The following is a 24,712-nucleotide window of genomic DNA, read 5'->3' as shown; positions in this document are numbered from 1 at the left end:
TTTTCGTTTAAGAGCACTGCCCGACCGTTAGGGTTTACCGCTGCGGATAGGCTTGCGCGGCGGCTTATTGGACGGCGTACGCTGACGGGTGATGTCGGTGTGTTTGGTCAACGCCGGGCGGGTATGGCGCTGCAAACGCTTGGCTTCACGCTGCTCGTCAATGCTTGGCGCAGGAACCAGACACTCGCGACGGCTGCCGATCAGGTGCTTCATGCCCATCTCTTCCAGCGCGGTGCGGATCATCGCCCAGTTGGCCGGATCGTGATAACGCAACAGCGCCTTGTGCAGACGACGCTGACGATCGCCCTTCGGTATCACCACATCTTCACTCTTGTAGCCAACCCGGCTCAACGGGTTTTTGCCGCTGTAATACATGGTGGTGGAGTTAGCCATCGGTGACGGGTAGAAGTTCTGCACCTGGTCGAGGCGGAAACGGTTTTTCTTCAGCCACAGCGCCAGGTTCACCATATCTTCATCGCGGGTGCCCGGATGCGAGGAGATGAAATACGGGATCAGATACTGCTCTTTGCCCGCCAGTTTGGAGTAATGGTCGAACAGTTGTTTAAACCGATCGTAGCTGCCCATACCCGGCTTCATCATTTTCGACAGCGGACCTTCCTCGGTGTGTTCCGGGGCAATTTTCAGGTAGCCGCCAACGTGATGGGTAGCCAACTCTTTGATATAGCGAGGATCCTCTACCGCCAGATCGTAACGCACGCCAGAGGCGATCAGGATCTTCTTGATGCCCTCCAGTGAACGCGCACGGCGATACAGCTTGATGGTCGGCTCGTGGTTGGTGTCCATGTAGGTACAGATTTCCGGATACACGCACGAGGCGCGGCGGCAGGTCTGCTCTGCGCGCGGGTTGGTGCAGCGCAGCATGTACATGTTGGCCGTCGGGCCACCCAAATCGGAGATCACGCCGGTAAAGCCCGGCACCTTGTCACGGATCTCTTCGATTTCACGAATGATAGAGTCTTCCGAACGGCTCTGGATGATGCGTCCTTCATGCTCGGTGATCGAACAGAATGAACAACCGCCGTAGCAACCGCGCATGATGTTGACCGAGAAGCGGATCATGTCATAGGCCGGAATGGTTTCCTTACCGTAGGACGGGTGCGGAATACGCTGGTACGGCAGGGCAAACACGCTGTCCATTTCCGGCGTAGTCAACGGAATAGCCGGCGGGTTGATCCACACGTAGCGATCGCCATGTGACTGCATCAGCGCGCGGGCACAGCCCGGGTTGGTTTCATGGTGCAAAATACGCGAGGTGTGCGCATACAAGACCTTGTCGGCCTTCACCTTTTCAAAGGACGGCAGCAACACGTAGGTTTTTTCCCACGGCTTGGGCTTGGCGGCGCGCACGGTGACCGGCTTGGCTTCCGGTTCCGGCTTGCCGCCGTCGGCGCAGGGCAGATCGTCGCCGTAAGGGTTTGGAATGGGTTCAATGCGGCCCGGCTTATCCAGACGGGTAGAATCTACGCCAGTCCAGCCTGGTAACGCGCCCTTGCGCATCACTGCCGTATTGCGGATATCGTGGATCTCACTGATTTTTTCGCCGGCGGCCAGACGGTGCGCCACTTCCACCAACGGCCGTTCGCCGTTGCCGTAGATCAGCATGTCGGCTTTGGAATCCACCAGCACCGAGCGGCGCACGGTATCCGACCAGTAATCGTAGTGAGCAATGCGGCGCAGGCTGGCTTCAATGCCGCCCAGTACGATCGGCACATCTTTATAGGCTTCTTTACAGCGTTGGCTGTAAACCAGCGTCGCGCGATCCGGGCGTTTGCCCCCCACGTTGCCGGCGGTATAGGCATCATCGTGGCGCAGCTTGCGGTCGGCGGTATAGCGGTTGATCATCGAATCCATATTGCCGGCGGTGATGCCGAAAAACAGGTTCGGTTTGCCCAAACGCATGAAATCTTCTTTATTACTCCAGTCCGGCTGCGCGATGATACCGACGCGGAAGCCCTGCGCTTCCAACATACGGCCGATGATCGCCATGCCAAAACTTGGGTGATCGACATAGGCGTCACCACTGATAATGATCACATCGCAGCTGTCCCAGCCCAGTTGATCCATCTCTTCGCGCGACATCGGTAAAAACGGCGCGGTGCCATAACATTCGGCCCAATAAGGCTTATAGGAAAACAATTCACGGTCGGGTTGGATCAGACTGGTAGTGCTCATTCTGGTGCTCTTTCACAGGTTAATTAATCGCCGGGCGGCGATTATACGCACTAGTTGCAAAAAGAGCATGGTTATTTCACACATCGGTCACATCACGGCGCGGGCTACGCCGGTGAAAGGCAAGCCGGAACGAGCCCTCAGGTTTGTCAGAGTGGCCTTTAAGGCCACTGATGGCCGCAATGGACCTCACACTGTGCTTCATTCTCGTAACGCATTACTCAATTTTAATAAAAAACGCTGAATAATACTGACAATTAAATAATTAACCGCACTTAACAAAAGGCATTCTTATTAAACAAAAAATCAACACAAGCAATGTTAATAATTAAAAAATAAATTAAGCAAAAATAAATAACACATAACTAATTGTTTTTTAATAACATAGATGACAAGGGTCGAAGCATGGCAAAAATCACAATGCCACAGCAATAATCAAGTAGAAGATGGGAGTCTATTTATGCAAACATAACGACATAAGATTTATCTTAAGTCGGAACGTTCATTAAGAAAAATTTTATAATTACTCGATCATTTAATCTCACCACACATAAGTACAACGGAGGTCTGTGTGAAACCGAACATCAGAAAATATCTGGATGAGTCAGAAATAAACAGCATGATCGAGAATATTAAAAAAGGCCTGAATGCCTGGCGCGACAGGTGCATGATCAGCATGTGCTTTATTCACGGCTTACGCGCCAGTGAGTTGCGGGGGTTGACATTAGATAATATCGAGCTGGATGCGAAGAGGATCTACATCCCTCGTTTGAAGAATGGTCTTTCCGTACAACACCCTTTACATGAAAATGAGATAGTCATGCTGAATCATTGGTTGGAAATAAGGAAAAGCTGGCACTATGCCGATCAGCCCTGGCTGTTTCTTTCACGAAAAGGCGGGCCAATAACCCGCCAGCAAATTTACCGTCTGATCCGTGATTACGGTAAAAACGCCAACATCCAGGTTCCGACACATCCTCATATGTTACGCCATGCCTGCGGCTACTTTCTGGCAAATCTGGGCATGGACACCCGCTTGATTCAGGACTACCTTGGGCATCGAAACATTCACCACACCGTACTCTATACCGCCAGTAATGCCATGCGATTTCAGGCTATTGAATTCTGATTCATTTCCCCAAGAAATAATAACAACGCTTCACAAATAGAAATAAAGTATATTTCCAAATTGAACTATTAATAACTAAAGTGACTAGAAACACATTACTACCCTACGCATCCTGAGTTCGCATCCATAGATTAGATGAATCAACCGCAGGACTTATTCATCCGATACAGGATTATTCACCATTAACCCGTCGCTTTTAAAATTTTCAGGGCCTCCGACACCATGACTAAAGATAACAATGGGCTTGTTTACCGTCACCAGACAGAATTAACCGTTAGCTCTACGCATTGGGAATACGGTCAGGTGGATAACGTTGCGGTCAGCGGGGCTCATCAAGCTCAACTTTCCCGTCCCAGCCACACGCTGATTGTCTATGACAGTTTTCACGCTGCTGACGGCGGTAGCACCATCCATGGCGACATTTGGTTTGACCACAAACGGGTTCCCTGCAGACGCACAATCGGCCAGGTCGCGGATATCGTCCCCTGCGGCTGCGGTTTTGAGGCGGTGACTTATATCGACGGCACGCTCAAATACACCGCTATTTCCGTTTCCCCCGAGCTCATCGCGTCGCTTCCGGGTGGTGCCACTGGGCTGAATATTGAGCCTAACGCCAATATCCGCAGCCCGTTAATCAGACAACTGTGCGCCAGCCTGAAAACCAGTACGGATGAATTACATGCAACGTCCTTGATGTTGACGATGCTGACTGAAACCTCACATCACCTGCAAGTGTTGTCCTCGCAGGCGCTCGCTCACCAGGCGCTCACCAAAACGCAGATGGAGCAACTGACTTGCTACATCGAAGATAACCTGGGTGAGACCATCACTCTTCAGGCTCTGGCTCAACTCACCGAGCTGAGCCTGTTCCATTTTTCCCGGGTTTTTAAACAGGTTTTTGGCCTGCCACCCTATCAGTATGTTCTGCATCGAAGGCTGGAGCGAGCCTATCAACTGGTCATCACCAGCCGGTTATCTCTGACCGAGATCTCCGCCCAATGCGGTTTCAGCGCCCCGGCGCAATTCAGTACCCACTTCCGTCGCCAGTTCGGCCGGTCTCCTTCGTCCCTGCGTCCCTAGCGACGGCAAAAGGTTAAGGGTTTTGATGGCTATTTTCGGGGGTAAAATAGAAACGCAACACCGGCCCGCGAGGCCCCTCTTTGCTGCTGAATTCGGCATCCGCGTCTTGACTGCCGCTCAGACAAAAACTCACCTCACGCTGCCCGGCCTGTAGGGCTTGCGTGACGGCGGCAGTGACGTCAAAGGTTTTCTGCACCGAATCGGTCCACATCTGCGCGTGATCCAATTGGGCCGATGGACAGTTCTTGATGGCATGTTGCCCCTGATTTTCATCCCAATTCACTCCCGGCAGTGCATATAACCGTACCTGCCCGGTTTCGCCGCTAACCTGACGGCCATAGAGACGCAGGTCGGCTTTGGTGATATTCAGGTTGTCGAGACGCTCCGGCAGGTCAAATTTGATTAAGCCGATATTTTGCTCTCCCCCGACCTTGATCACCGCCTCATCACCATGAAGACGCCCATCGGTCACCGAAACCCAGGCATCATCGCTGCTACGCTCGAAATCGCCCGGAATATCCTTATCGCAGGCAATCTTGCGATTAAGGCACTCTTCCACGCTGTAACGCGTGGCGCGCGAGCTCCAGGCGGCAAAGAAATCCGCGTGCGCAGCATATAGATCGCCCCATTTAGGGAGTAAACTGCCGTCAGCCTGCAAAACGGGGTTCATGGACAATTTGGCCCCTTTAAGATTGCTATTTTCACCCAAAGCATAATGGATACGCATATTCAGCTGCGGGAGCTTCACCGGATATGCCGCAGGGCATAGACCGGTTAATTTATCGCTGTAAGCCGCATTGCGTTTGTGCGGGTTAGTGGTCAGGCTGGTGCCATTCCAGCAGTCCGGGAAGTTAAGCGAAATATTGAATTCTGCGCCTTCGTCAAACCCGGCTATCTGCGGGCAGCTCTCCGGTGGATCGTTGGAATGCACCCCGCCCTCAAGCGATGTGCGGCAGTAAAACCAAATATAAGGATCATAATCGTCTGGCGACCTATGGTGGTTACCTACCAACAGTTGCAACCCCGGCGGGATAGGCGCAACGGCCTGCTCCGGTATATTGTTACGGTAATAAACCTTGATATAGCTGGGTGTAACAACGCTGTCATCCGCTAGTTTTAGCTGCGGCGCCCAATAAGAGGAGCTGTCATAGGGCGAGGTACAGGTGGTGGTCGGGGATTTTTGCAATGACTCGGTCGTGCTCATCGCATCCGCCTCGGTATTGCCAAAAAAATCATGGATCATCGAGAACCCTGGCAAGCCCGGCATGACAATCGCGTCATCGGCCAACGTATGAGAATAGTCGCACACCACGTTAAAGATGCCAACATCACCACCGTCAATCACCTGGGTAGGGGTGTATTCGGGCGTCAGAGGCGAAGCCAGGGACAAACAAGGGATAAATAAAGTCAAAGGAATAAGGTAAGTGAGGTTATTGCTAAACATGTTTTTTCCTTTTGAAATGAACAAACAATATTTTCTGTTGTACATAACCCGGATAAATAATGGATAGAGGGCAGTCAGACCATTCTTGAGAGAATGTTTTTCTTATCAAATAACTGATGTTTTATCACCGCAGCGACATGCATTAACAACATCAGCCCCAGAGCAATGCAACTGTACCGATGAACGTTGAAAAAGAAGAGGTTCACTTCAAGGTTATTGAGCGGCTGAGGGACAGGCAACAGGCCAAAAAAGAGGTAGCCATCTTTCAACATTAAGAAGCCACTGATCAAAACAACAAAGATGATCAGGTAGAAAATTTCATGAAGTAAAATAACCAATCCTTTTTTATTTCCCTGAATATGCTCACCGTAGGGCACCGAGGGTCTGAAAAAACGCCAGGTAAAACGCACAATCATCAGCAGCGTCATCACCGTTGCCAATGACATATTAAGCTCAGAGAAGAAGGTGAAAATCTTGGGGTCCGAAATAAAGTGCAGGCCATATCCCACCAGCGAGGCGTAGATAATCCCGACGGCCAGCACCCAGTGTAATATGCGAGAAAAACGATCGTAGCGGGAGCGAGGTGCCTTATTCTGCATGGTCATTAATATCCTTATTACTGATAAAAAAAAGTCGGCCCGGGGCAGGCCGACAAAAAAGTAGTGTTGCTATTAGTTTTTTAATATCCAGGCTTGTTGCCAGTGTTCACCGATACCCGGTTCAAATTGCGCCTTACCGCTAGCCCATTGTGTGCAATAGCCGCTGTAAGGGAAAGGTTTGCACTGATAGGTTTTGCCATTTTTAGGTTGTAACACCACCGTCCCTGCCGTGTAGCTATCGAGACCTTCGGGGAAGATATATTGATAGTTGCCGGAAGAAGCATCTTCTAATTGCAGGTTAATCACATCCTGTTTAACCAACTGACCTTCTTTATTGGTCGCGAAGTATTTCAGCATATGGTGCCCGGCAGTAACGTCGTTCAGCGGCAGAGTCATCGATAGGCGGTCATCGGTTACGCTTTGCTTCAGGTAGCCTTTCTCACTGCCATGGTGATCGAACACCCGGGCTTCAAAGGTGACTTCCCCCTTGACGTTAACGTTGAAACTCACGTTGGCGTGACCATCCTGGATTTTATCCACCTGAACGCCGGAGATTTCCACTTCTTCTTCAATGCCTGGGGCCTGTTCTTCATAAGACATGACCACCTTGCTCAAACGGCTGTCATCCTTGACGAAAGCACTGTTGTTGCCGTAAACCGGATTCACACTTCCTTGTGTGTCCTTTACGCCAATACGTACATCATCATGTTTCGCATTAATCAATACCGCCAGATCGTGTGACCAACGGTTTTTATCCGTCTGCTTCTGATTATCAATGGTCATTTCGCTGCGCAGAGACGTTACCTCTCCCTGATCGTCAAAGAATCGAGCTATAACCTTATCGCCTTTTTTCAAATCCTTACCAGACACCTGCCCTGAAAGCTGCTTACTCCATGGTGACGTGATGCCTTCACCTCCGCCAAAATCGACGTCAATGACCTGATAGAAACTGTTTACGGTATCGGCAATTTCCCAGACGCCGTAAATCACCTGATAACCACTGCGCTGCGGCACGTTACATTCATGAACTGCCCGCTGGGCCGGCATCTGTCCATGGCCCTCAGCTTGGCAGAAAGGCGTCGCTTCGAATGCCGCGCGAGTCAGCGGCTGATTGGCGTCCCAATTCTGTTTGGTGATGTAATACCGCCAGTTATTGGTTTTGTGCATGGCAGTATGGAACCAGGTAAACGTATTCATTCCCGCCTTGATGGGATTTTTTGCCCACATATTCATACTTTGCTTATCAAGCGGGGAATAATGAGGAATGCTGGCGCTGGCCAGTTCGCCATCGCGCGGTAAAGGCCCGGTCGGGAAGCCGGAGTCTTTCTCAACGCTTTGCGGCTCGTATTGCACGGCGCCGCAATCGGTATTTTCCTGCAAATTACATTTATAGGCCCGGCTTTGCGGCGATTCAACATAACCATGCGCCAGAGCACCACTGGAGAGAGTTAATGCAGCTACTGCCAGCGCGATTTTTTTCAATTCCATTTTATCACCAGAGTTATCATTCAAATTTAACTGGTTAAACGGTGTATATCCCATACACCGATAACCGCTCATTTACTCTGCCGATATCATAGTTATTCTTCTGCCACGGGCACCTTAAAAAGGCTGAATATAAGGGAGTATAAGTGACATAATGCCGCTGACGGCCCATAATACCCCCTGACGTAAAATACCTTCCACCTCCGTGTCTTTCGACATGGAAGACGCAGACATTATGAAATTTCATGGGGCCTATCAGTGGTAAAAAAACAGATTTTATTATCTTTTATTTTGTGCAACACATTATTAACGGGTTGTTCGACAAGTTCTGACAATAACCCCACCACCAAGCTGGATGCAGAACATCAACAACAGTTGGCGGCATTAATCGCCGGAAGTCAGTATCTAAAAGAAAATTGCCAACGCAATGACATTCCTGCTATTTCGGCATTAACAAAAACGGCGATATTAGAAGCGAAAAATAAAAAATGGCCGGTCAATGAAACCCTGTCTGACGCATTACCGCTGAATGCCCGTGAAATTATTAACAAGCTGAACCAAGACCCCACGCCGGTTGCCCAGAAGTGTGCCTATTTTAACTCATCGTTAGCCGCTTTTATTGAGGCCTCTCGCCGACAATAACGCTATTTCAGCTGTAAGATCAGGCAAATCGCCCCTGCAACACACAGCCCCGGACCGAAAGGTTGGGGCTGGCTCCAGCTATCTGCTCGTTTTTTCGCGAACAACAGGATAACAAACAGCGTTGCCGTCGAAGCTATCAGCAGGATTTCCGGCAACTTCTGCCAGCCAAGCCAGGCACCGAGCGCCGCCAGCAGCTTGAAATCGCCATACCCCAGCCCTTCCTTCCCGGTCATCAGCCGCAGACTCCAATAGAGCAACCACAATACCAGGTAACCGGCGATAGCGCCGAGCACCGCATCACCCAGAAAATCACGCTGCTCCAGCCAGTGCCAAAACAGGCCGCACCACAACAACGTCAAAGTCAGGATATCCGGCAATATTTGATGGCGAAAATCGATGATGGCCAGCGAGAGCAGCAAGGCGCTAGAAACCATCATCATCACCCAGCCGGCTCCGGGAGGCAGAAAGCAGGCCAACAGGGTGGCGATAACCGCCATCGCCAGCTCAACCGCCGGGTACGCCCAACCGATAGCCTGCCGGCAATGGCGACAACGCCCGGCCAAAAGCAACCAACCGAGCAGTGGAATATTATCGTAACAGGCGACGGTATGTTTGCAGTTGGGGCAATGTGAACGCGGCAAAAACAGGTTCAGGGCTGCACGGTTTTTATCGGGGAAAATGCTCTTTCCGGCGGGCGTTGGTACGGCGCTGGGGTGTCGGGTCAAATAATCCATCACGAAGGTTGTTTCTTCCTGCTGCATCATCAGCGGCAAGCGATAGATCACCACATTAAGCAAGCTGCCGACGCACAACCCCACCAGCCCCGAGAACGCCAGCCAAAGAGAGGTATCCGTGTAAAACGCCATGGTCATTCCTATTGATCAATGAACTGAGATGACTTGAAGAGTCAATGCCTGCACCCTGACCTCATCCCCATGCAGGCTGAGATCAATCGAATTGACCCCCATGCCATATGCCTGTTGCAGGTTCTCCAGCCACAACAGCAGTGGCTTGACGGGTTGCGGGGGCAATGCCACATCCAGGTTATTTTTGTCTGAGCGGACGGTCCCCAATCGCACCCCGAGTTTTTCAGCGCTGGTCTTAAGCAGGGTCTGGAGCGATGTGCCTTCAGGCGGCGGCGGGGGTAAAGGGTGCCGCAGCATGACAATGCGCTGCGCATTGCGTTGCATTTGAGCCAGTTCAGCGTTCGCCTGCTGAGCCTGGCCTTTTTGCTGAAGATAAAATGCTAAAATGCTGACCGCGACGAGAATGCCGCAAAAGATAAGCGCCGTGCTCTTTTTGCCCGCACGCTGCCGCATTGTTGGAGACATCATTGAGTTTCCTTCAGGGTAAGCGTCCCCTGCTGTTTGGCCGGGTTAACCTGCAGCTCCAGGGTGTTACCTTCATCATTTATTTGCGTGGAGGGCTGCAATTCAGGCGCCTGTAATCTGATGGCCAGCATTGACCTGTCGGCGTCGAAAGTCAGGCCAATGACCCGGTGTTTCGGGATCCCCTGCAGGGCCCGTTGCGCCTGCGCGGCAAGTTCGAAGAATTGGCGCGGAGATTTTGCTTCTTGTAGCGCTCGGATATAACGCGCGCTCTCACTCACAGGTTCCGCCGGTATCGGCTGGCCAACAAAAAGCCGCTGATATAAAGCGTCACGTTGCTGGTTGGCCTGCTTAACCTGCTGGTGATAATGCGCTCCACCGATCGCCAGGGCGCATAGCGTTAACACCGCCCCAGCGATGCTGGGCCAGTGGCGCCAGAACGGGTTTCGTTGCCAGCGTGGCGGCGCCTTATATTTACCCTGCAGGAGTGAAACCGCCGTTTCGGCCTCTCCCCGAACCCGGTCCCACAACACATCGCAAGGTGACAGGGGAACGGCGTCGACGACGTCGGACGGAGCCAAAAGCCACTGTGACGGCAGCGAATAGCCTGACCACGGCGACGTCCTGCGCAACAACCTTCCCCGCCAACGGTAGAAATGACGGTCGTTGACCGGTCCGCAAAGCGTGTCTGGCAACAGGCTGTCGGGAACAATGCCCCAGCGTTCCAATTGCGACAGCCAGCGCTGCATATCCACATGACGATAACCGGCGAGAGCATAGTCGTCGTCCTGCCGACCCAGGATTACCCAATACAACTGCTCAACCTCCTCCAGCAGGCTATCCTCACACTGATAAGCCAGGGCCAGAGGCGTTGCCGCGCGGCTGGGGCCAGAGAATGTCACCCTCTGCAATGTCACCGACTGGCCCGGCACGCAGACCACGACTCTGCATTGCGATGCCTTTATCGGCAGCGTCGGCGGCAAGGTATCTGCCCCCGCATGCCGCCATTGCGATTCACTCGGATCCCCCTGACACCATAGGATTGGCGCTCCGGCCTCCCCTAATGCCAGCACCAACAAGGGTTTTGAACACGTCATTGAACCTTCTCTCCCTGCCCGGTTTGACGGCCTTTCACCGTCACCCTTCCTTTTTCATAATGCAATTTGCTGCGCAGGTAATAACCGGCGTCTGCATCTTGAGTCAGCAGCAGGACGTTAAAATAACGGCTCTCCGTCACCAACATTTTCTCCCCCGCCGACGAGGGCAGGCGCAACCCGGCCAGTGCTTTTTGCCAATCCTGATCGTCCAGCGCGCGCCAACCTGCCTCGGGACGGGCATTGAGCCATTTCTTCAATTGAGTGTCGCTGGCCTGGTTCAGAAACAAGGCGCGCAGCAGAGGTAAGTGAGCCTCATCCAGCGTGTTGATGTTGATTGCCGGCTTGCGTTCAGGCAATGCACATAACCAGGGCAGTAAACGCAGATACTGCTGGCGGCCAATGAAGGGAAATGTGCGCAATTCTGAAACGTCAGTAAAAAGCGAATTCTCCGGCATCAGCCGCTGTTCTATCGCACTGCCGATGCCTTTGATTTCATCATCGGTGAACGCCAGATTCGATAACAGAGCACCGAACACCTGACGGGCAATATCTCTGTCGATTTTAACCTCGGACGGTGGGGCCGGCGGCGGGTCCTGCGGGGGCGATTTTTGCTTATCCGGCAAGTAGTGGTAGCGTAACGTATTGATGTTAAAACAGGCCTGGGCATCCTTGATAACATAAGAAATCCCCCTGTCTTCCATGTGTATCATCCCAGGCGTTGCCCATCGCTGCCCCAGATTAACGGAGGTCTGTTCTTGCAAACTTTCCACCAATAACTGCCGAACAAATTGCTCCCCCGCCAACAGATCCCATTTGGCCTGAAAAGTCGTTTGCGCGTGCAATGTTCGGGTGAAAGTAAGCTGCCAAAACTGATGAATGCCCATCGACAAAGTGGCCATCAGCGCCAGCAATAACAGGACGATCAGCAGCGCCATTCCCCGTGATTTTTTCATGCCGCCTCTCCATCGGCCGTCAAGAAAATACGCTGTAGTTCCCCCCGGTCGAACAAGGTCACGGACACCTCTATCGCCTGAGGTAAACCGGCACCGTTAAACGCCCCCTCTTGCCAACGTCCGGTAAGCCGGTGACGCAGTTGGAAACGTTCTACACCCTGTAACAAAGTGACGACTCTGGCTTTGTCTTCCGGGGCATCGGGGGTCGGATAGCTCAGGCGCTGCAACTGCCCGTCATGCAGACGGTAACTGACGCGCTCCAGGGAGGAACGAGGCAATAAGCCCCCAGGGTTGAGCCAGTTGCTACGCAGTAACGCCAGCGTCGGCGAGGCTTCCCCCACTTGGGCAGTCCCCAGATTGGTCCTGAGCGGATGATCAGGCAGGAACAACAGGGTTTGGCGGACATCCCGCTCCATCAGAGCCAGTGCCTGTTGTATCTGGGTCAGCGCGTTGGCCTGAGTTTGCACTATGGCATTGTTCTTAACGATGCTGCTCAGCAACTGTGACGCCATCAGCGACATCAAGGAAAAAATCGCGATCGCCAGCATCATTTCGATTAAGGTGAACCCCTTTTGCTCAGGGTTTGGCATCGCTTATCCTCCAGGTTCGCAGGCGCAAGATCGGGGACCTGAACTCAGGTTCACTATCCACTTCAATATCAATAGCCTGCAGATGGCTGTCGGTGGTCTGCCGACTGCGACAACGCCAGAACCATTGTCGATTAGCCATCATGCTATTCCCCTGCTGCCATAACGGAGACAAGGTCATATCCCCCAGATAGAGCTGCGTCAGTTGGTTATCCGCCACCCAGCCGGCCACCATTTTTTCCTCCAGCGTGCCAAGATTGCGCACCTGTAGCCCGGTAGTGCGGATCACCGCCATGCAACCGACGGATAAAATCACCATCGCCAACAGAACTTCCAGCAAAGTCATGCCGTTAGGGTGCTTGCGCATCATCACAACTTTCATCTCCCGAGCTAAAGCTCATATAACCGCTCGTCTCCAGGACCCGTTCGCATGCCCCTTGTCGTAGCCTCAGGGTAAAAACCGACATTTCACCACCGGGATAGAACCAAAGCTGCGGTGTCACGTCGGGGGTCAGGGAAGGCGGCAAGGCGATCTCCTGCAACTCCAGACGTAATGAAAGGCTGAGGGTTTCAGGCAAAATGACGGTATGAACGCCATCGGCTCGCCAACCTTCGGTTGCTTCTGGCCGGTCCCTCAGACGGTAGATCATCCGCTGCCATCCTTGCTCGGAAACGGCAATGCCCACGGGCAAACCCGTTTGCTCTGCGCGCTGCTGAGCGGCATCCAGCGCCAGAATCAACGTGCTCATGGTCGTGGAAAAAAGCGCCCGCTCTGAACGCCCATGGGGAACTAACATCGCACCGGTGAGGCCAATCAGCACCAGAACCAACATAATTTCCAGTAGGGTAAACCCACGCTGATGCGGCCTGCCGCTAGGAGCCATTGGTGATATCGTCTTCGCTATCCCATTGGCCATCTGGTCCGGCTGACGAAATGTCTATCCGGTTGTGTTTCCCCGGATTAAGCAAACGGTAATCGCTCCCCCAGGGATCCTGCGGCAGGCGGCGCAGGTAGCCATCTTCCGGATAATTACGGGGCAGCGGTGGCGTCACCGGTTTGGCAATCAACGCCTCCAGCCCCTGTTCGTTGTTGGGGTAGCGGCCATTGTCGAGACGGTACATATCCAGCCCATTCTCCAGCGCAACAATGTCGCTGACGGCTTTTTGCCGATCCGCCTTGTCCTTATTGCCCATCAGATTGGGGATGATAAAGCTGGCCAGCAGGCCCAGGATCACAATCACCACCATGATTTCCATCAGTGTAAATCCCGACTGCCGGGTGTTCCTTGCCATTGTTGGGGTTCGCATACGGTTCTCCATTGAGTTAACCCATCATGTTGTTGAGCTGTAAGATCGGCTGCAGGATCGCCAGAATAATGAACAGGACAATGCCGGCCATGCTGATCACCAGCGCCGGCTCAAACAGGCTCAGGACCAACGCAATGCGCTGATTAAGGGCGTCCTGTTGCATAGCGGCGGCCCGTTTCAACATGCTGCCAAGTTCACTGCTGCGTTCGCCCGCCGCGATCATGTGGCGCATCATCGGGGAAAAAAGATCGCTGTCCGCCAGCGCCTGATGCAAAGATCCCCCCTCCTGTACCTGCGTCATCGCCTCGAGCAACCGACGCCGGGCCTCCTCGTTATTCAACACCGCAGCACTGATATTCATGCTGTCCAGTAAAGGCACCGCGCTGAGCGTCAGGATGCTGAGAGTGTGTGCATAACGGGCCGTATCCAGATTCAGGAACAGGCTTCCCAGGTACGGCATGCGCAACAGATAACGGTGCCACGCCAGGCGAAACCGCTGTTTTTTCAACTGCCAGCGAAAACCCAGCAAGCTCAGCACGACCACCGTCAGGCCAGAAGGCCCCCACCGACCGACGCCTTCACTGCACAGCAGGAGGATCTGCGTGGTTAACGGCAGCGTTTGTTTCATATGCACAAACTGTTCAATCACCTTCGGTACCACCGCCACCAACAGCACGCCGATCACCGCAATGGCGACCAGCGTCAATATCACGGGGTAAGTCATTGCCTGAGTCATTTTATTTTTGATTTTCTGCCGCTGTTCGACATAGTCCGCCAACTCGGTGAAGATCAGCGGCAATTGGCCGCTGCTCTCTCCGGCGGCCACCATGGCGCAAAACAGACGGTCAAAAACCGAGGGGAATTGCATCAATGCCTGCGACAACGACAAGCCTTCCAGCACATGGCTGCGTATGCGGGTGATTAACTGGATAACGGTTTTTTTTTCTGACTGACATGCGACGGTTAATAGTGCCTCTTCCAGTGGCAAAGCCGCCGCGATCAGGGTGGCGAGCTGCCGGGTCACCAGAGCCAGTTCGCCACTGCTCAAACGATGTCGGGGCCTGGCGGCCAGCAAAGTGGCGGCCACGCCGTTTCGCTGCGGCGCAATATGCGAGGGCGTCAGATTTTGCTCACGGAGCCGTTGTCGGGCACTGCGCAAAGAATCCGTCTCCAGTACCCCTCTGACGCCTTTGCCGGCTGCATCGTATGCGTGATAGTTAAACTTCACCGCAATGATCCCCCCCGGTGACCCGCAGAACTTCCTCAATACTGGTTTCACCGGTCAGCAGTTTGCGCGCGCCATCTTGCCGCAGGGTGTGTCGCGCATGGCCGCAGAGTTGTTCTATCTCCTGCTCACTGCTGCCCAAATGAATGGCTTTGCGGATAGCGTCATCAATCAGCAGCAGTTCATGGATCCCCAGACGCCCACGGTAGCCCAGGCCATTGCATTTTTCACAGCCGATCGGACGCCACGCGACCTGCTCAATCTCGACAGAGAGCTGTAGCGAGAGCGCTTGCTCTGCAGAAAGCACATAAGCCTGGCGGCAATGCGGGCACAATTTTCGCACCAGCCGCTGAGCGAGAATGCCCGTCAGCGAGCTGGCCAGCAGGAAGGGTTCGATCCCCATGTCACGCAGGCGGGTGATGGCGCCGATGGCGGTATTGGTATGCAGCGTGGATAACACCAGGTGCCCGGTCAGTGAAGCCTGTACGGCGATATGTGCGGTTTCGGTATCGCGTATTTCGCCCAGCAACACCACATCCGGATCTTGCCGCAGCAAGGCGCGTAACCCGCGGGCAAACGTCATATCAACCCGCGTGTTGACCTGGGTTTGCGAAATGCCCTTTAATTCAAACTCCACCGGGTCTTCTATGGTCATGATGTTGCGATTGCCGTCATTAATCTGCATCAGTAACGCATAAAGCGTGGTGCTTTTGCCCGAGCCGGTCGGGCCAGTCACCAGGATCACCCCATGGGGCTGATGAACCAGTCGCGTCAGCGCCGCGAACTCCACCGAGCGTATGCCCATCCTGGCGAGATCCAGACTGACGCTGCTTTTATCCAGCAGACGCATCACCACCCGCTCGCCGTGATTGGTCGGAAGCACGGACACCCGCACATCGACGGCCCGGCCGCCAATCTTCAACGTGATACGGCCATCCTGCGGGATGCGCTTCTCGGCAATGTCCAGTTTGGACATCACCTTAATGCGAGAGGTCAGCAAGGCCGCCAGTTGATGCTGGGGAGTCAGAATGGTTTTCAGCACCCCATCAATACGAAAGCGGATCACCAGTTCGCTGTCATAGGTCTCGATATGAATATCTGAGGCCCGCTCTTTAATGGCTTCACTGAGCATCGCATTAAGCAAACGGATAATCGGCGCATCGTCTTGTTCATCCAGCAGATCCTGGGTGGCCGGCAGCGCCTGCGCCAGGCTGTAGAAATCCAGCTCCTTACCCAGGTCGTCCATGGTCTTTTGCGTATTGCTGTTGCCCTGTTGGTAATGTTCCAGCAACTTCTGCTCAAAGGCATTTTCGTCCAGCAAACACAGCGGAATGTCGGCCTCCAGCAGACGCGCAAGCTCGGCCAACGTGGCCAGGCCCACGTCCTGTCGACACCACAGGGTGTATTGGTTTTCTTCGCTGGTGAGTACAGCGTGATGCTGACGGGCCCAGGCATAAGACAAGCAGGGTGTGTTCACGGCTCCCCCCGCGGGTAAAATGCATCAATTTGCCGTTGGACTCGCTGGAAGGTGCCATTCGCGGTGGAACCGACCCTATCGAGCTGCGCCTCCGCATGGGTTTTTAACGGAAGGGGTTGCGCGTCGAGTGATCGGAAACGGGCCGCTTTGCGCATACTCTCTTGCGCGTATTCCTCGGTAGAGCGTATGACCGTCGGGCGAATAAACAAGATCAGATTCCGTTTGCTCTCTTTATGAGAGGTAGAGCGGAACAAGGCCCCAAGCAGCGGTATGCGTTCCAAAAACGGCACCGCACTTTTGCTGTCAGATTGCGACTTGTCCAGCAAACCGCCGACCACCACGGTCTCACCACTTTCAACCAGCACCGTGTTATTCACCGTCCGGATATTGAAAGTCGCGCCCAGGTTATCCTTATCCACCGAGCTGTTTTCCGCCACGCTGGAAACTTCCTGTTCGATCTTCAGCAGTACCGACTGCCCTTTGTTGATTTGCGGCTTGACCTTGAGCTTGATGCCGACGGTTTTGCGCGCCACCGTATTAAACACGTTGTCACTGTTGGTGGTTTGCGAGCCGGTCAGAATCGGCACATCCTGACCCACGCTAAACTCGGCATCTTCGTTGTCCAACGTCATGATGCTCGGCGTGGCGAGAATATTGTTCTGGCTCTGGTTACTGATGGCGGTGAGCAAGCCGGCCCAGTTACCGCTGTAAAAACCCGTGACCAGACCGTTGGCGTTTTTAAACACCTCCGTCATTCCCCCTTTAAAGCCGGGAGCGATCTGCGCCTGAGCGTTGCCGAACTGCGTACCGCCACCGTAACGGTTGGCCCATTGGATACCCAGGTTCAGACCGTCTGCGTTTTGCATTTCGACAATCACCGCTTCAACCAGTACCTGGGCCCGGCGAATATCAAGCTGCTCAATGACTTTTTCCAGGTTGCTCATCACGTCCGGTGTGGCGTTGATGATCAGCGCATTGGTCTGTTCATCTGCCTTGATCACCATGTTCTTCATGACGGAAACGTTGTTGCCGACCGTTTTTTTCTCGTCTTGCAGATTGGCACTGACGCCGGACAACACTTCAAGCAGGCCTTGCGCTTTGGCATATTTCAGCCGGATCACCTTGGTATTCCCCTGGCTGGCTTTTTCTTGATCCAACTGCTGGATAATCCCTTCGATGCGCGCCTGCAGGCTCGGTTCACCGGCAATCAGCACGGTGTTGGTCCGTTCATCGGCAACCACTTTCATGCCGGGAAGCGCACCCTTTTTCGTACGGTTTTCATCCCGAAATAACGTAGTGACAATGCTGACCACATCGGAGGCGGAGGCATGTTGCAAGGCGACAGAGACCACGCCGGCCTGTTCGGTACGATCCATTTCATGGGCCAGCTCAACCAGACTATTGACCACATCGGCACGGCCGGTGATCAACAACGCATTGCCACTTTCCAGGAACACCACGTTCCCGATACCAATGCTGTCGTTAAACTGGCGCATCAACGGCGCCACCTCTTTCGCCGCGATATTGTTCAGGGGCACAATCCGCATGATCAGCTCATCGCCTTCGGCTGGGGTATTCAGGGCGTTGAGCGCCGCCCTTTTGCCGTCTTTCGCCGGGATCACCTTCAGAACGTTGTTGGGCATGCTGATCACCGCATAACCATAGACATCAAGCACGTTGAGGAAAAATTGGTAATATTGCCCGGCATCCAGCGGCTCATAGCTGCGCACCGTAACCTTGCCTTTTACCGCATCGTCAATAATGATGGTTTTCCCCAGCGCCTTACTGGCTGTACTGATAAATTCGTGTATATCCGTTCCTTTAAAATTGGCGGAAAACGCCTCGGCCTGAACGGGGGCGGTCACCCACAGCAGCATGATGAGCACTGCCATTAATGCGATCATTTTCGAGAAGAGCATATTTGTCATTTTTGCGCGCATGTACCAATGCCTGCCTGGAAATAAGTCGAGGTTGCACATATCTGTATCCGATTGCGGCCTGCTGTCATGCAACCGCTGTGTTTACACTCAATTTTCGAGCATTAATGCAGCATAAAATCCGTTTTCATTGATAATGATCCGGTCTGCCAATATTTTCACTATCGGATAAGTGTCATTTATTTTTTCGCCTGATACATAACTCTGCTGCCGACCTGAGCGTTCAATAATCACCATGCCGGCATGGTCATCCTTATCGCACAGCAACCCCACCACTTTTACCGCTAACTTTGCTACAGGCGCCGCAATTAATAGGGCATTACTCAGTTTTTTTTCGGTAATACGGAAACGAGTTTGCTCTATCGGCATGTTGGCGTGAGCATTTGAATATAACAGGGTCAGTAATGGGTTAGCCTCCAATTCCATGGGTTTGCTGACTATAATCTGGGATAATTCTTTAATATTGGCTTCAGGAATTTCTTTTGCACTCGGAATTTCGTAACCGACCCAAAATACCGACAGCACCCCGAACACCAGAAATAGATACCCCAGCACTGTCGGCCATGCTTCTTTGTCAATACGGCCGATGATTGGCAGGTCGCCATAAACAATGCCAAACCTCATGCAGCGTCTCTCACTCGTCGTAATGGAATGTAGGCATGCCTATCGAACTCAAACCACGACACTGGCAATAACTATATAATTAATAACGACAAGAAGCAGAACATTGCGAACCAACCTTTGCCGTTCACTGAGCATTCCGGCAAGTTTCTTATGCCATTTAGGCAACTTGACGGTGCGCTGGCTCAGGACTTCTTCCAGAGGCGAGTAGTTGAATCTCACGCCATATCGGGGGATGGTTTTGATGACTTCAGGAGGTATACCATGGCGGGAAAGCAACGTTCTGCATTGATATATTAATTGATGATAGTTGTTGTCAGTGATAGTAACGTAGTTATTTTCCCATACTGACTCTATCACTTCTTGCTTCTTGGTTACGCCACTGAGCAAAATACAAAAAAGTCGTCTCTGCAGTTCAGTAAGATGAATGGTTATATTTTTCGGCTTGATAATTAGGGTGCTACTTTTACTGTTCAGAACGAGAAAATCGTTTTCAACCAAAGACAACTTTTTCTCTGCGAGTGTCATAACTAAAATATACCCTTCAGCAATAATCCATTATTCCTCGTTATGAATAAGAGACCACATAGCCCGATAGCAGTCAAGGGTTAGCGACTAAAAACTCCGAGAGCAATAAGCTATCGGCGCTTAAAATTCATTATATAAAACAATCCTCACCAACTTTGTTGTATCGATGTTTTATCTTGTTGTGCATTATTTAATATCTGCGTTATTAAAAGCAATAATAATAAACCAGAGCAATTTATAGAAATATCACCTGCCGGGGTAAAACTGGGAAATAGCGCAGCGGCAAGGCGAGAGGCCATAAAGTAAAATGGGCGCAAATCGAGTTGCGCCCATAGGGTTTTAATGTGCCCGTTGCGCCGCCCCAGGCAGCTCCTCCGGCCGATGCTGGTAGTTGAAGGTCAGTGCGAAAATCACTCCCAATACCAACGTATATAACGCGAAGATCAGCCAGATACTTTGCCAGTCCTTGACGCCGTTGTGGGTGAAGAAGTCCACCACCTCACCGCTGGCAATCGCCCCCAGATAAGCGCCGATACCGTTCACCATGGTCATAAACAACCCTTGTGCACTGGCACGAATGCGGTGATCGGCCTCTTTCTCAACGAAAATAGCCCCGGAGATATTAAAGAAATCAAAGGCGCAACCGTAGACGATCATCGAAAGCAGCAGCAGCACAAAACCGAAACCCGCCGGGGTGCCATAGGCCAGGAACAGGAAACGCAGGGTCCAGGCCGCCATGCTGATCAACATCACCTGTTTGATGCCATATCGACGCAAGAAGAACGGAATGGTGAGGATAAAGAACACCTCGGAGATTTGTGACAGCGACAACAGCACCGCGGGGTACCTGACGCTTATGCTGTCCTGATACAACGGGTTATTGGCGAAATCGTGCAGGAAGGGATTGCCGAAGGTGTTGGTGACCTGCAGTGCGGCACCCAACAACATGGCAAACAGGAAAAACAGCGCCATGCGCCGCTGGCGGAATAGCACCAGCGCGTCCAGCCCCAAAACGCTGAACCAGCTTTTCGATTTTTCCACTTTGCTGGTCGGGCAATTCGGCAGCGTCAGCGAATAACCCGCCAACAACAACGACACCCCGGAGGCCAGATAGAGTTGCAAATTGCTGAGTTCAATTCTGCTAAAACCGATCAACCACATCGCTACTATAAAGCCGACGGTGCCGTACACCCGTACCGGCGGAAAATCTTTCACCGTATCGTAACCGTGCTTCTCCAGGCAGAAATAAGAAATGGCGTTGGAGAGCGAAATCGTGGGCATATACACCATGGCGTTGAACAGCATCACCCAGAACATCACCATAGGTTGCTCAACCTGGGCGGCACAGTACAGTGCCAGCGCACCAAACAAATGACACAGCGCGTACAGGTAGTTGGCCTTGATCCAGCGATCGGCAAGAATGCCTGCCAATCCCGGCATAATCAGCGCCGCGATGCCTTTGGCGCTGTAGACCATACCCACCTGCATCCCACTGAAATGCAGGGTGTTAATCATGTAAGATCCCAGCGTAACCAGCCAGGCACCCCAGATAAAGAACTGCAGAAAAACCATCACCTTCAGTCGCGTTTTTATTGCCATCACCATCACCTTATTATTCTGATTAAAACGATGATTCGCACGACAGGGCCCCTGCACCCTGCCGTCGGGAGGTTTACGGCATTACCGCGTTTTGAAGAATTCGCGGATCAGGCGCATAAAGTCCTCTGCCGCCAACGCCGCACAGCTCAGGGTTTGCTCATGGGACAGCGGCGTATCGGACAGCCCTTCGGCGTAATTGGTCATCGCGGACACTACCAGCACTTTCAGCCCACAGTGACGTGCCGAGAGCACTTCCGGCACGATAGACATACCGACCACGTCGCAGCCCAGCGTTTGCATCATGCGGATTTCCGCCGGGGTTTCGAAGTTTGGCCCGGTGTAAGCGGCAAATACCCCTTCGGCCAGCGGAATGCCTACGCTTTGCGCCACCTGTGCCAACTGGCCGCGCAGCTCGCGATCGTAAGCGTTGGCCAGGCTGAAGAAACGCGGGCCAAAACGCTCGTCGTTATCGCCAACCAGCGGCGACTCAGGCATAAAATTAATGTGGTCGGTGAGTGCCACCAGGCTGCCCGGTGCCACCGACTGACGCAGCGAGCCGGCAGCATTGGTGGCCAGCAGGAATTCGCAGCCCAGCAGTTTGAAGGTGCGCACAGCGGTGGTCATCACCTGCATGCCGCGCCCTTCGTAGTAGTGACCGCGCCCTTTCATGCAGAGCACCGGCACGCCCTCCAGCCAACCGGCAACCAGTTGCCCGGCATGGCCCACCACGCCACTGACCGGGAAACCCGGCAGCTCTGCGTAGTCGATGGTCAGGGTGTCGGTCATCACCTCTGCCAGCGCGCCCAGCCCGGAGCCCAGTATCAAAGCAGCGTGCGGCTGGAAGTCCGGCAGCCTGGTGCGGATCACTTCGGCACAGGAAAAAGCATCTTCTTGATTAAACATTGTATTCTCTTCTATGAGGGGGGAGGTTATCCCCATAGTAGAGAGCGAGGCGCGGCGGCGACCAATACATTATTGGCGGCCGATTTATTCCATTTACCTATAAATTGGTAGCCCCAGGAGGCGATCATCAGCATCAAACAGCCCCAGCCACTGCCCGATCCCAGCCGAATTAACTTCCGCCTGCTGCACTATTTCCGCGTGGTAGCGGAGGAGATGAACTTCACTCAGGCGGCGCTGCGGCTGAATATTTCGCAGCCGCCGCTCAGCAAACATATTAAAGAGTTGGAGAGCCAACTGGGCGTGGAGTTATTCAAGCGTACCACCCGATCGATGGCATTGACGCTGGCCGGTCGCACGCTGTTTCACAATGTAGAAATGCTGCTCGATCAGGCCGGGCATGCGCTCAATCAGGTGCAGCAGTTGGGGCGCGGCGAGGCCGGGCATATGGTGATCGGCATGGTCGGCACTTCGGTTTGGGGCGGGCTAATCCCGGCGTTGAAACGCTTTACCGGGCAAACGGCCAACGTCACCTGGGCGTTAAACGAACTGACACCCAGCCAGCAGATTGCTGCGCTGCAAAAGCGTCATATCGATATTGGCGTCTGGCGCGAGGCAAAGGAGCAGGTATTGCCGGGGCTGGCGAGTCAGTTGCTGGCACGGGAGAATATTGCGCTGGTGCTGCCGCAGGGCCACCCACTGGCTCAGGCGGAAAGCCTGCCGCTCGCCGCGCTGCGGCATGAAAAATTCATTGTCCTACCGCCGCACGAAGCCAGTTTGGGTCTCTATCTGCACAATTTGTGTCTGCAGCAGGGTTTCAAGCCGGATATCGCCTATCAGGTCAACGAGCCGCAAACGCTGATGGCACTGGTGGCCGAAGGCTATGGCATCACGCTGCTGCCGGACAGTTACGGCCGTATTCCCTGGCCCGGCGTGCGTTTTTGCCCGCTGCAGCAGGCGCCGTCAGCGGATCTTTACGCTATTTATCATGCCGACAGCGCAACGCCGGTAGTGCAGGCGTTTCTGGAGATGCTGCGTACAGCTCCCCAGAACAAGTCTGTGCAACGAGCTTAAAGCGCCGGCTGCACCATAAACTGGCCGGCGCTGCCGCGATCCGCCATCTCCAGCGTCTGGCTGTAGAACAGGAACGGGAAATGTTCCGAAGTGGACTGGTTGAAGTAAACCAGCAGCTCGACGTCGCCGTCGACCCATACCGTGTCCTTCCAGCCGCGATCTTCCGCCATCGGCTGCGCACCGTTGACCCGTTTCACCAGGAAACGTACGCCCTGAATATGGAACGCCTGCGGCGTATCCGCATGGATATTCCAGCGTTCCCAACTGCCCTGCTGGGTTTGCACATCGATACGGTTCATGTCCCAGATAGCCCCGTTGATCCCGGCCTGGCTATCGCCCAGACGGAACTCACGGGTGCGGCTGACGCTGCCGTCCAGCAGTTCATCCGCCAGCAGGCGCATCGGCAGGTTATCGGTCACCAGCGGCAACAACCCGGTCGGTTTCAGCGTCAGAACCTGGGTAGAAACCAGGATGCTCGAAGGCTCAATCAGGCCACGCAGGCGATCCATAATGCCCGCAGCCTCGCCGGCGCTGATCGTCACTTCATCGCCTTTTGACATATCGATCAGTACTTCACGGCGCTCACCAGGAGCCAGTGACAGCTGTTGTACCGCTACCGGAGCCGGCAGGAAACCCTGATCGCTGGCGATCACATTTAACGGCCGACCGTCACTCAGTTGCAGCATGTAGCGGCGTGAGTTGGAGGCATTGAGCAGGCGCAGGCGCACCCAACCGCGTGACACTTCGACATAAGGATTTTGCACGCCGTTAACCAACAGCGTATCGCCGATAAAGCCGCCCTGCGACGGGGGAGCGTATTCCGGTGTACCGAAGTTATCCAGTCGCTTGTCCTGAATGATCAACGGGAAATCATCGACGCCATAGTGGTTGGGCAGCGGCAATGCCTTGCTGACTTCGTCTTCGACCAGCCACAGCCCGGCCAGGCCGTTGTAAACATGCGGTGCCATGCGGTTGGGCGTGCTGGCGTGATACCAGCAGGTGGCGGCACTCTGACGGATTGGCAGCACCGGCGACCAGTCAACGTTAGGAGACATCATGCGCGGTGCGCCACCCATCAGGGTTCCCGGCACCTGCAGACCGCTGATGGTCATCGCCACTGGCTCCGGCAGGCGGTTACTGTAGATCAGCTTGACGTCATCACCGTTGTAAACCCGCACCGTCGGCCCAAGGTACATGCCGTTAATGCCCCACACCGACGTCTTGCGGTTATCCATAAATGCCCAATGGGCGCGCTGCAAGGTTAAAAACAGCGGCTGGCCGCGGCGGGACTCCAGCAGCGGGGGAATAGGTAATGGGGTCTGCATTCCGCTCGCCTCAGCCCTCAGCGGCACGGCTCCTGCGCACAGCGCCAAGCCCGATGCCTGAATAAACTGACGTCGACTGAGTGACATATTTTCTCCATGAAAAGCAATGACTAAACCGTGTGCAAAGACCGGGCTCCTGTTAATCAGATTAGCAGGAGCCCAGGCGTTAACGGCGTTTTACGCC

Annotated in this window: 24 protein-coding genes; 4 read left to right on the top strand and 20 right to left on the bottom strand. The window is 53.6% G+C overall.

The genetic code is table 11. The annotated features are described in order from the left end of the window. Positions 1-27: 27 nt before the first annotated feature. Complete coding sequence (locus M2406_RS14470; protein ID WP_112364157.1) at positions 28-2,193, bottom strand: YgiQ family radical SAM protein; 2,166 nt, start codon at positions 2,191-2,193, stop codon at positions 28-30. Positions 2,194-2,761: 568 nt separating this feature from the next. On the opposite strand from M2406_RS14470, the gene M2406_RS14465 reads away from it, so the two are divergent. Both M2406_RS14465 and M2406_RS14460 read left to right on the top strand, forming a co-directional pair. Further along, positions 2,762-3,319, top strand: a complete 558-nt coding sequence (locus M2406_RS14465; RefSeq protein WP_259190405.1) for a tyrosine-type DNA invertase — start codon at positions 2,762-2,764, stop codon at positions 3,317-3,319. A gap of 222 nt (positions 3,320-3,541) precedes the next feature. Further along, positions 3,542-4,399 (top strand): AraC family transcriptional regulator, encoded by an 858-nt coding sequence (locus tag M2406_RS14460; protein WP_012146935.1) that lies wholly within the window; start codon positions 3,542-3,544, stop codon positions 4,397-4,399. Positions 4,400-4,412: 13 nt separating this feature from the next. On the opposite strand, the gene M2406_RS14455 is transcribed toward M2406_RS14460, so the two are convergent. From M2406_RS14455 to gbpA, 3 genes are all read right to left on the bottom strand, one after another. Then, complete coding sequence (locus tag M2406_RS14455) at positions 4,413-5,843, bottom strand: DUF1996 domain-containing protein (RefSeq protein WP_259190404.1); 1,431 nt, start codon at positions 5,841-5,843, stop codon at positions 4,413-4,415. A gap of 74 nt (positions 5,844-5,917) precedes the next feature. After that, entirely contained in the window at positions 5,918-6,448 is a 531-nt protein-coding gene (locus M2406_RS14450; RefSeq protein WP_012146937.1) for a cytochrome b, read from the bottom strand. Positions 6,449-6,514: 66 nt separating this feature from the next. Continuing rightward, positions 6,515-7,930 carry an N-acetylglucosamine-binding protein GbpA gene (gene gbpA / locus M2406_RS14445; RefSeq protein WP_012146938.1) on the bottom strand — a complete coding sequence of 472 codons (1,416 nt, stop codon included), beginning with the start codon at positions 7,928-7,930 and terminating at the stop codon, positions 6,515-6,517. A 255-nt stretch (positions 7,931-8,185) separates the two neighbouring features. Between gbpA and gspS the strand changes: the two genes are divergently transcribed. After that, complete coding sequence (gspS, locus tag M2406_RS14440; protein WP_259190403.1) at positions 8,186-8,569, top strand: type II secretion system pilot lipoprotein GspS; 384 nt, start codon at positions 8,186-8,188, stop codon at positions 8,567-8,569. Positions 8,570-8,571: 2 nt separating this feature from the next. Here gspS and M2406_RS14435 read toward each other — a convergent pair whose 3' ends face one another. The 15 genes from M2406_RS14435 to xapA all read right to left on the bottom strand — a co-directional run bounded on the left by M2406_RS14435 (position 8,572) and on the right by xapA (position 22,132). Beyond that, entirely contained in the window at positions 8,572-9,435 is an 864-nt protein-coding gene (locus M2406_RS14435) for an A24 family peptidase (RefSeq protein ID WP_259190401.1), read from the bottom strand. Positions 9,436-9,450: 15 nt separating this feature from the next. Continuing rightward, the gene (gene gspM, locus M2406_RS14430) at positions 9,451-9,903 is read right to left on the bottom strand and encodes a type II secretion system protein GspM (RefSeq protein WP_259190400.1); all 453 of its coding nucleotides are present in this window, start codon (positions 9,901-9,903) and stop codon (positions 9,451-9,453) included. Further along, positions 9,900-10,994: a type II secretion system protein GspL gene (gspL, locus tag M2406_RS14425; protein ID WP_259190398.1), complete on the bottom strand. Its 1,095-nt coding sequence runs from the start codon at positions 10,992-10,994 to the stop codon at positions 9,900-9,902. The genes gspM and gspL overlap by 4 nt, the downstream gene beginning before the upstream one ends. Beyond that, positions 10,991-11,947: a type II secretion system minor pseudopilin GspK gene (gspK, locus tag M2406_RS14420; protein ID WP_259190397.1), complete on the bottom strand. Its 957-nt coding sequence runs from the start codon at positions 11,945-11,947 to the stop codon at positions 10,991-10,993. Before gspK ends, gspL begins: the two co-directional genes overlap by 4 nt. Then, positions 11,944-12,537: a type II secretion system minor pseudopilin GspJ gene (gene gspJ / locus M2406_RS14415; protein ID WP_115183702.1), complete on the bottom strand. Its 594-nt coding sequence runs from the start codon at positions 12,535-12,537 to the stop codon at positions 11,944-11,946. Before gspJ ends, gspK begins: the two co-directional genes overlap by 4 nt. Continuing rightward, positions 12,524-12,904 (bottom strand): type II secretion system minor pseudopilin GspI, encoded by a 381-nt coding sequence (gene gspI, locus M2406_RS14410; RefSeq protein WP_135345180.1) that lies wholly within the window; start codon positions 12,902-12,904, stop codon positions 12,524-12,526. Before gspI ends, gspJ begins: the two co-directional genes overlap by 14 nt. Further along, positions 12,885-13,418, bottom strand: a complete 534-nt coding sequence (gspH, locus tag M2406_RS14405) for a type II secretion system minor pseudopilin GspH (RefSeq protein WP_112364146.1) — start codon at positions 13,416-13,418, stop codon at positions 12,885-12,887. The genes gspI and gspH overlap by 20 nt, the downstream gene beginning before the upstream one ends. Then, a complete protein-coding gene (gspG, locus tag M2406_RS14400; RefSeq protein WP_223272808.1) occupies positions 13,408-13,842 on the bottom strand; it encodes a type II secretion system major pseudopilin GspG in 435 nt (144 codons plus the stop codon). Before gspG ends, gspH begins: the two co-directional genes overlap by 11 nt. A 16-nt stretch (positions 13,843-13,858) precedes the next feature. Further along, a complete protein-coding gene (gene gspF, locus M2406_RS14395; RefSeq protein ID WP_259190396.1) occupies positions 13,859-15,070 on the bottom strand; it encodes a type II secretion system inner membrane protein GspF in 1,212 nt (403 codons plus the stop codon). After that, entirely contained in the window at positions 15,060-16,565 is a 1,506-nt protein-coding gene (gspE, locus tag M2406_RS14390) for a type II secretion system ATPase GspE (protein ID WP_041418761.1), read from the bottom strand. Before gspE ends, gspF begins: the two co-directional genes overlap by 11 nt. Beyond that, positions 16,541-18,484, bottom strand: a complete 1,944-nt coding sequence (gspD, locus tag M2406_RS14385) for a type II secretion system secretin GspD (protein ID WP_405050625.1) — start codon at positions 18,482-18,484, stop codon at positions 16,541-16,543. Before gspD ends, gspE begins: the two co-directional genes overlap by 25 nt. An 87-nt stretch (positions 18,485-18,571) precedes the next feature. Next, positions 18,572-19,105: a type II secretion system protein N gene (locus tag M2406_RS14380; protein WP_259190393.1), complete on the bottom strand. Its 534-nt coding sequence runs from the start codon at positions 19,103-19,105 to the stop codon at positions 18,572-18,574. A 48-nt stretch (positions 19,106-19,153) separates the two neighbouring features. After that, positions 19,154-19,630: a helix-turn-helix domain-containing protein gene (locus tag M2406_RS14375; RefSeq protein ID WP_259190392.1), complete on the bottom strand. Its 477-nt coding sequence runs from the start codon at positions 19,628-19,630 to the stop codon at positions 19,154-19,156. A gap of 339 nt (positions 19,631-19,969) precedes the next feature. Next, entirely contained in the window at positions 19,970-21,229 is a 1,260-nt protein-coding gene (locus M2406_RS14370; RefSeq protein ID WP_112364227.1) for a nucleoside permease, read from the bottom strand. An 81-nt stretch (positions 21,230-21,310) separates the two neighbouring features. Further along, a complete protein-coding gene (gene xapA, locus M2406_RS14365; RefSeq protein ID WP_112364141.1) occupies positions 21,311-22,132 on the bottom strand; it encodes a xanthosine phosphorylase in 822 nt (273 codons plus the stop codon). A gap of 132 nt (positions 22,133-22,264) precedes the next feature. On the opposite strand from xapA, the gene M2406_RS14360 reads away from it, so the two are divergent. Continuing rightward, entirely contained in the window at positions 22,265-23,203 is a 939-nt protein-coding gene (locus M2406_RS14360) for a LysR family transcriptional regulator (RefSeq protein ID WP_115183697.1), read from the top strand. Here M2406_RS14360 and ftsP read toward each other — a convergent pair. After that, positions 23,200-24,615, bottom strand: coding sequence for a cell division protein FtsP (gene ftsP, locus M2406_RS14355; RefSeq protein WP_112364139.1), 1,416 nt, complete (start codon positions 24,613-24,615; stop codon positions 23,200-23,202). The genes M2406_RS14360 and ftsP overlap by 4 nt on opposite strands. Positions 24,616-24,712: the final 97 nt, after the last annotated feature.

It is taken from the genome of Serratia sp. BIGb0163 (assembly GCF_024809935.1).
Lineage (GTDB): Bacteria > Pseudomonadota > Gammaproteobacteria > Enterobacterales > Enterobacteriaceae > Serratia > Serratia quinivorans.
This window is presented reverse-complemented; position numbering and strand designations above follow the sequence as displayed.

Coding starts and splice junctions, on each gene's coding strand:
- gspH (WP_112364146.1), bottom strand. CDS start 13,418: ATGGCTCCTAGCGGCAGGCCGCATCAGCGTGGGTTTACCCTACTGGAA.
- gspL (WP_259190398.1), bottom strand. CDS start 10,994: ATGACGTGTTCAAAACCCTTGTTGGTGCTGGCATTAGGGGAGGCCGGA.
- gspI (WP_135345180.1), bottom strand. CDS start 12,904: ATGATGCGCAAGCACCCTAACGGCATGACTTTGCTGGAAGTTCTGTTG.
- gspM (WP_259190400.1), bottom strand. CDS start 9,903: ATGATGTCTCCAACAATGCGGCAGCGTGCGGGCAAAAAGAGCACGGCG.
- M2406_RS14370 (WP_112364227.1), bottom strand. CDS start 21,229: ATGGCAATAAAAACGCGACTGAAGGTGATGGTTTTTCTGCAGTTCTTT.
- M2406_RS14435 (WP_259190401.1), bottom strand. CDS start 9,435: ATGGCGTTTTACACGGATACCTCTCTTTGGCTGGCGTTCTCGGGGCTG.
- xapA (WP_112364141.1), bottom strand. CDS start 22,132: ATGTTTAATCAAGAAGATGCTTTTTCCTGTGCCGAAGTGATCCGCACC.
- M2406_RS14375 (WP_259190392.1), bottom strand. CDS start 19,630: ATGACACTCGCAGAGAAAAAGTTGTCTTTGGTTGAAAACGATTTTCTC.
- M2406_RS14460 (WP_012146935.1), top strand. CDS start 3,542: ATGACTAAAGATAACAATGGGCTTGTTTACCGTCACCAGACAGAATTA.
- M2406_RS14380 (WP_259190393.1), bottom strand. CDS start 19,105: ATGAGGTTTGGCATTGTTTATGGCGACCTGCCAATCATCGGCCGTATT.
- ftsP (WP_112364139.1), bottom strand. CDS start 24,615: ATGTCACTCAGTCGACGTCAGTTTATTCAGGCATCGGGCTTGGCGCTG.
- gbpA (WP_012146938.1), bottom strand. CDS start 7,930: ATGGAATTGAAAAAAATCGCGCTGGCAGTAGCTGCATTAACTCTCTCC.
- M2406_RS14450 (WP_012146937.1), bottom strand. CDS start 6,448: ATGACCATGCAGAATAAGGCACCTCGCTCCCGCTACGATCGTTTTTCT.
- M2406_RS14455 (WP_259190404.1), bottom strand. CDS start 5,843: ATGTTTAGCAATAACCTCACTTACCTTATTCCTTTGACTTTATTTATC.
- gspD (WP_405050625.1), bottom strand. CDS start 18,484: ATGCGCGCAAAAATGACAAATATGCTCTTCTCGAAAATGATCGCATTA.
- gspG (WP_223272808.1), bottom strand. CDS start 13,842: ATGCGAACCCCAACAATGGCAAGGAACACCCGGCAGTCGGGATTTACA.
- M2406_RS14470 (WP_112364157.1), bottom strand. CDS start 2,193: ATGAGCACTACCAGTCTGATCCAACCCGACCGTGAATTGTTTTCCTAT.
- gspJ (WP_115183702.1), bottom strand. CDS start 12,537: ATGCCAAACCCTGAGCAAAAGGGGTTCACCTTAATCGAAATGATGCTG.
- gspK (WP_259190397.1), bottom strand. CDS start 11,947: ATGAAAAAATCACGGGGAATGGCGCTGCTGATCGTCCTGTTATTGCTG.